This window comes from bacterium, assembly GCA_040753085.1.
Lineage (GTDB): Bacteria > UBA9089 > JASEGY01 > JASEGY01 > JASEGY01 > JASEGY01.
The window spans coordinates 1-4612 of record JBFMHI010000045.1; the positions used below are offsets into that span (position 1 = coordinate 1).

A 4612-nucleotide genomic window follows, 5' to 3' on the forward strand; every position below is an offset into this window, starting at 1 on the left:
GTTATGGATAGACTGGTTGGAAGCGTATCCCGTAGAGTGATGGTATCCTTCATTTGAACCTCCTTGTAGTAGTCCGATTAGTGGTGTGATTGGGATATATTCAAAGTATACCATCTTTGGGGAAATTGTAAAGCTTCTATTCCTCAGTTTTGAAACGATGCCCAAATTTTCTTCAACACGACACTACAACTTTAACCATACAGGTCGAAAAATTGAGGAAAAGAAGAAAATCTTCCCCTCATCCCACCCCTATCTGAAGATCTGGTGGGAAAACACTTAGCCCCCTGGTTTAGTTAGCCAAGAAGCCTGCGGTTATTTCGGAAGTATATCCGCAGCCTCTTCGGAATACAGAAGACCATCTGCCTATGAAATATGAGAAGATTTACCTTCAGCCTTCAGCCTTCAGTCTATCTGGCTCTAAAACAACCAGGCTACGAAGAGGTGGTAGATAAGAATCCCTGCCAGCGTGACTGCGGCCGGCTTTAGGAGGCTGGCCAGACTATGAACGAGGGGGGTGCGGAAATGCTCGTTGGTCACTACCAGACATACATGCACCGGTGAAAGAATCATTCCCATGTAGCCGCAGCCGTAAGCCAAGACCGTCGTAGACAGCAATGTTCCCAGTGCCGGATTTTCACCCAGGAGGCTGATCACAATAGGGAAACTGGCACCTACGAATCCGATAGCCAGTCCGGTAACCATCCCGCTGATATAGGGGATAACCATGATCACGGCCCAGACCGGAATCCCCCAGGCAGCCAATTCCTGGCGCATCCCTCCGATAAGTGAGACTCCATTGGGAAGGGGGGCTTCAATAAAAGCGCCGTAGATTCTTACCATAGCCACTACCAGGGCAAGCATAAGGGTCTTGTGGGAGAGTAAAATGGTTTGCCACTTGGGGTGATTCAGGGGACGCTGAACTTGAAGAAGGCCCATCGCGGCGAATAACCCCGAGATCATCGGCAGGTAGTTGTTTATGGCGGCAATTCCCGGCAGGAAAAGTCGGATACCGGCATAACAGACGATGACTACGAAGACCGGGGCAATTAGGGTAAGAAATGGCCTCTCCAATTCCGGCCTGGGGGACTCGACGGCTTTATTTTGGGCCGGAATTCGTCGCAGAAGAAAGGCGTAGCCAGTCGTGACTGAAAGGAGACAAAGGGGAAACTGCAGCAGGATAAACTGCCAGACTTAAACGATGCCCAGGATTGTTTGGTTGTGGCCAGAGGCCGCGCTATGTTGTGATATCTTTAAAGATCACTATAGCCAGATGGCCGGTCATTTCCCACGCCTTCTGAAATTTCTTGATACTCAGTAGTCTCCGTCCATCCATCGGGTCAAGAACCAGCACTTCGCTTTCTGTAATATGCTCGATCACCATCGCATGAGTGCAGAATATCTGCTCCAGGGGAAATACATTCACGTAGACAATTGGGAAGATTCCTCTGCGCAGAAGATCCTTCAGTCTGGCAACATCAAGGCTTGCCGCAGAGGCTTGAAAGCCAAAATCCTGGGCGCAAGCTGCAATGTTTTGAGCATAAGTCCCAAGCTCTGTAGTCCCACACCGGTTCCTCAGTGTCTTTTCATCCTCCTCGATACCGTAGAAACTCAGAATCATCCTCAGACAGGCTACAGCGCATGAGGAGGGCTTTTCCTGCCTACGAAAAGACAGCTTCGATTTCACGCTTTTTCCCTTCGTAAAGCTCTTTTGCGGTCCTCTCCATTTCCTCAAACGGTGTCCAGCCGACTACATTTCCCAATTCAGCATCAACGGCCACTACGCCCACTTCGCCAACGATGCCAAGCTTAGGATAGGTCAGAACAACAGGAACGGCCCAGATCGATTGGGTGGGAAAAACTACTCGTGTTGGAAAGCCCGCCGAAAACATATCCCGAAGATAAGATAAGACAAATTGATTGGCGGTCAAAAAAGCTTGCTTTGAATCAATTTGAGGGGCCACCTGTGGGGCCTTGAGGTTCGATGAAGCAATCGCCTGGTCTGGCATCTTTTTCTCCTTCCTGATATGCTTACGCTATGTTACACCTCTCTGCCTTAATAGGTATTTATCGTGACCTCGAGTTTTGCTTTAAATTTTAACACATAATTGAGTTAGATGTCAAGAAGAAATAAAAAGTTAGGGAGAAAAAAATCATTCTTCCCCGCTGAAGGAAAACGTAATCGTTCACCACAGAGACACTGAGACACGGAGAATGATTTTAGGTAACCGTTCAGCCACCAAGGCACGAAGACACGAAGGGGAAAAAGTATGTGTCTTAGAGAGCAGTAGAGCAATAGAGCAACAGTTCTGGAACTTTCAGAAAAGTCTTTAACTACTGCTCTGCTGCTCTACTGCTCTACTGCTCTATTTTTGTGTCTTAGTGTCTTTATGGCTAAACACTTACAGACGATAGAAGATACTCGCTTATCTTATTAAGGCGAGCTTGCCGCTCCTTCTGCCGCCATTTTTATCAGTAATAAGGTAGAGGTAAACCCCGCTGGCTACTGCCCGGCCATAATCATTCCTTCCCTTCCATTCAGTCGAACCAGTGGTGATATCTTCTTTGATCCAGACCAATTCCCCGGCTATGTTGTAAATCCTGATGGTTGCTTCAAAACTAAGACCCAGAAATTTAACGGTGGCATCCCGGGCCGGTCTAAAGGGATTGGGATAGACTAAAACCTTATCAAGGCCAGAGGCAGCTTTTCCAAAAAGGCTAAAGAGACTCAGATGCTCGGTCGCGGCGGTGCAGATATTATCCTCGGCGTAGACAGTAGTCGGAAGCGCAAGCCAGCCTTGGCCATCCCATTGATGGATAACCAGGGTCTCCTCTAATATCTCTTTCCCATCTACGATTCCGTTATTGTCGCTATCTTCATAGGCCATGGAGATGATGATCGGCTCAGTTAGTTGAGCTTCGCTGTCTTCCAGAGAGACATCAACATAAATCCCTGTTGGATTCTCTTTCGGCGATGGTAATGTTTCCGGCGCTGGGGAGGAAATCCTGACCACTGTCTCTTGTTTTAAAGCGCCGGCAGGCACCGTAACTTTGGTGCCATCTCCCTTGTCAACTACTGTAAGTTGCGTAAAATCGACCTTCCCTTCCACATAGTCATTTTTGCTATGATTTACTATCACCCTGATAAATGAAGGCTTCGGGTCAGTATTGCCATCCGTGTCTTCAGCCACGGCCCTCAATTGATATTCCCCATCTGGCAACTTCGATGTATCCCAGGTTACTTTGAATGCGGAATGCGGAATAGTCCGCGGCCCACGGCCCACGACCGATGGCCGGCTGTTTGCCTTCTTCTGTGGACTGTGGACGGTGGACTGTGGACTATCGGATCTATCAATATCAAGCCAGGTTGAATCAGAACTCGCCCTGTATTGGAACAGAACAGAGTCAATAACGACTCCGCCATCCGCCATCACTATGACCCCATCTCCTGAGACCCTCGTTCCAGGCGTTGGTCTGACTATAGTGGCTCTGGCTATTTCATTGATAATCACGGTCACATCGGCTTTGCTATCCTGTTCCCCATTGGGGTCAGTGAGGATGAGGGTCACATCGTCCTGGCCATATTGGTTGGGAAGTGGGATAATAGTTAGCCGGTTGTTGACCACTTCAGCAGTAAAGACCAATCCACCATCCGAAGCAGTGTCAACCGTGTCCAGGTCGATGCTCCAGGTGAGACCGGTATCATCCACGTCTGAGCCGTAAGGGCTGAGGTCAAAGCCGGCTGGGGTGTCTTCGGGGGTAGTAAAGTCATCGCCGGCCGGGTCGATCACCGGCGGGTCATTGACCGGGGCGACTATCACGGTTACATCGGCTTTAGTGTCCTGGGCACCATTTGGGTTGGTGAGTATTAGGGTCACATCGTCCTGGCCATATTGGTTGGGAAGTGGGATAATAGTTAGCCGGTTGTTGACCACTTCAGCAGTAAAGACCAATCCGCCATCCGAAGCAGTGTCAACCGTGTCCGGGTCGATGCTCCAGGTGAGACCGGTATCATCCACGTCTGAGCCGTAAGGGCTGAGGTCAAAGCCGGCTGGGGTATCTTCGGGGGTAGTAAAGTCATCGCCGGCCGGGTCGATCACCGGCGGGTCATTGACCGGGGCGACTATCACGGTTACATCGGCTTTAGTGTCCTGGGCGCCATTTGGGTCGGTGAGTATTAGGGTCACATCGTCCTGGCCATATTGGTTGGGAAGTGGGATAATAGTTAGCCGGTTGTTGACCACTTCAGCAGTAAAGACCAATCCACCATCCGAAGCAGTGTCAACCGTGTCCGGGTCGATGCTCCAGGTGAGACCGGTATCATCCATGTCTGAGCCGTAAGGGCTGAGGTCAAAGTCGGCTGGGGTGTCTTCGGAGGTAGTAAAGTCATCGCAGGCCGGGTCGATCACCGGCGGGTCATTGACCGGGGCGACTATCACGGTCACATCGGCTTTGGTATCCTGACTTCCCTTCGGATCATTCAACCAGAGGGTTACATCGTCCTGGCCATATTGGTTGGGAAGTGGGATAATAGTTAGCCGGTTGTTGGCTACCTCAGCCGTAAAGAGGATAGTAGCGACACTGTTCGGATCGAGAGTCCAGGTGAGACCGGTAT

Annotated in this window: 4 protein-coding genes; all 4 read right to left on the reverse strand. The window is 50.0% G+C overall.

Going from position 1 to position 4612, the window contains the following annotated elements; genetic code table 11:
* Positions 1-417: 417 nt before the first annotated feature.
* The gene (locus AB1797_06620; protein MEW5767287.1) at positions 418-1179 is read right to left on the reverse strand and encodes a DUF401 family protein; all 762 of its coding nucleotides are present in this window, start codon (positions 1177-1179) and stop codon (positions 418-420) included.
* 55 nt (positions 1180-1234) lie between these two features.
* Positions 1235-1684 carry a cysteine peptidase family C39 domain-containing protein gene (locus tag AB1797_06625; GenBank protein ID MEW5767288.1) on the reverse strand — a complete coding sequence of 150 codons (450 nt, stop codon included), beginning with the start codon at positions 1682-1684 and terminating at the stop codon, positions 1235-1237.
* Positions 1659-2006, reverse strand: coding sequence for a hypothetical protein (locus AB1797_06630; GenBank protein MEW5767289.1), 348 nt, complete (start codon positions 2004-2006; stop codon positions 1659-1661). Before AB1797_06630 ends, AB1797_06625 begins: the two co-directional genes overlap by 26 nt.
* 417 nt (positions 2007-2423) lie before the next feature.
* Positions 2424-4612 (reverse strand): Ig-like domain-containing protein (locus AB1797_06635; GenBank protein MEW5767290.1); only part of this gene is annotated, 2189 nt, incomplete at its 5' end.

Bases quoted from the DNA above. Each gene is read 5' to 3' on its own strand.
- AB1797_06630 (MEW5767289.1), bottom strand. From the start codon at position 2,006: ATGCCAGACCAGGCGATTGCTTCATCGAACCTCAAGGCCCCACAGGTG.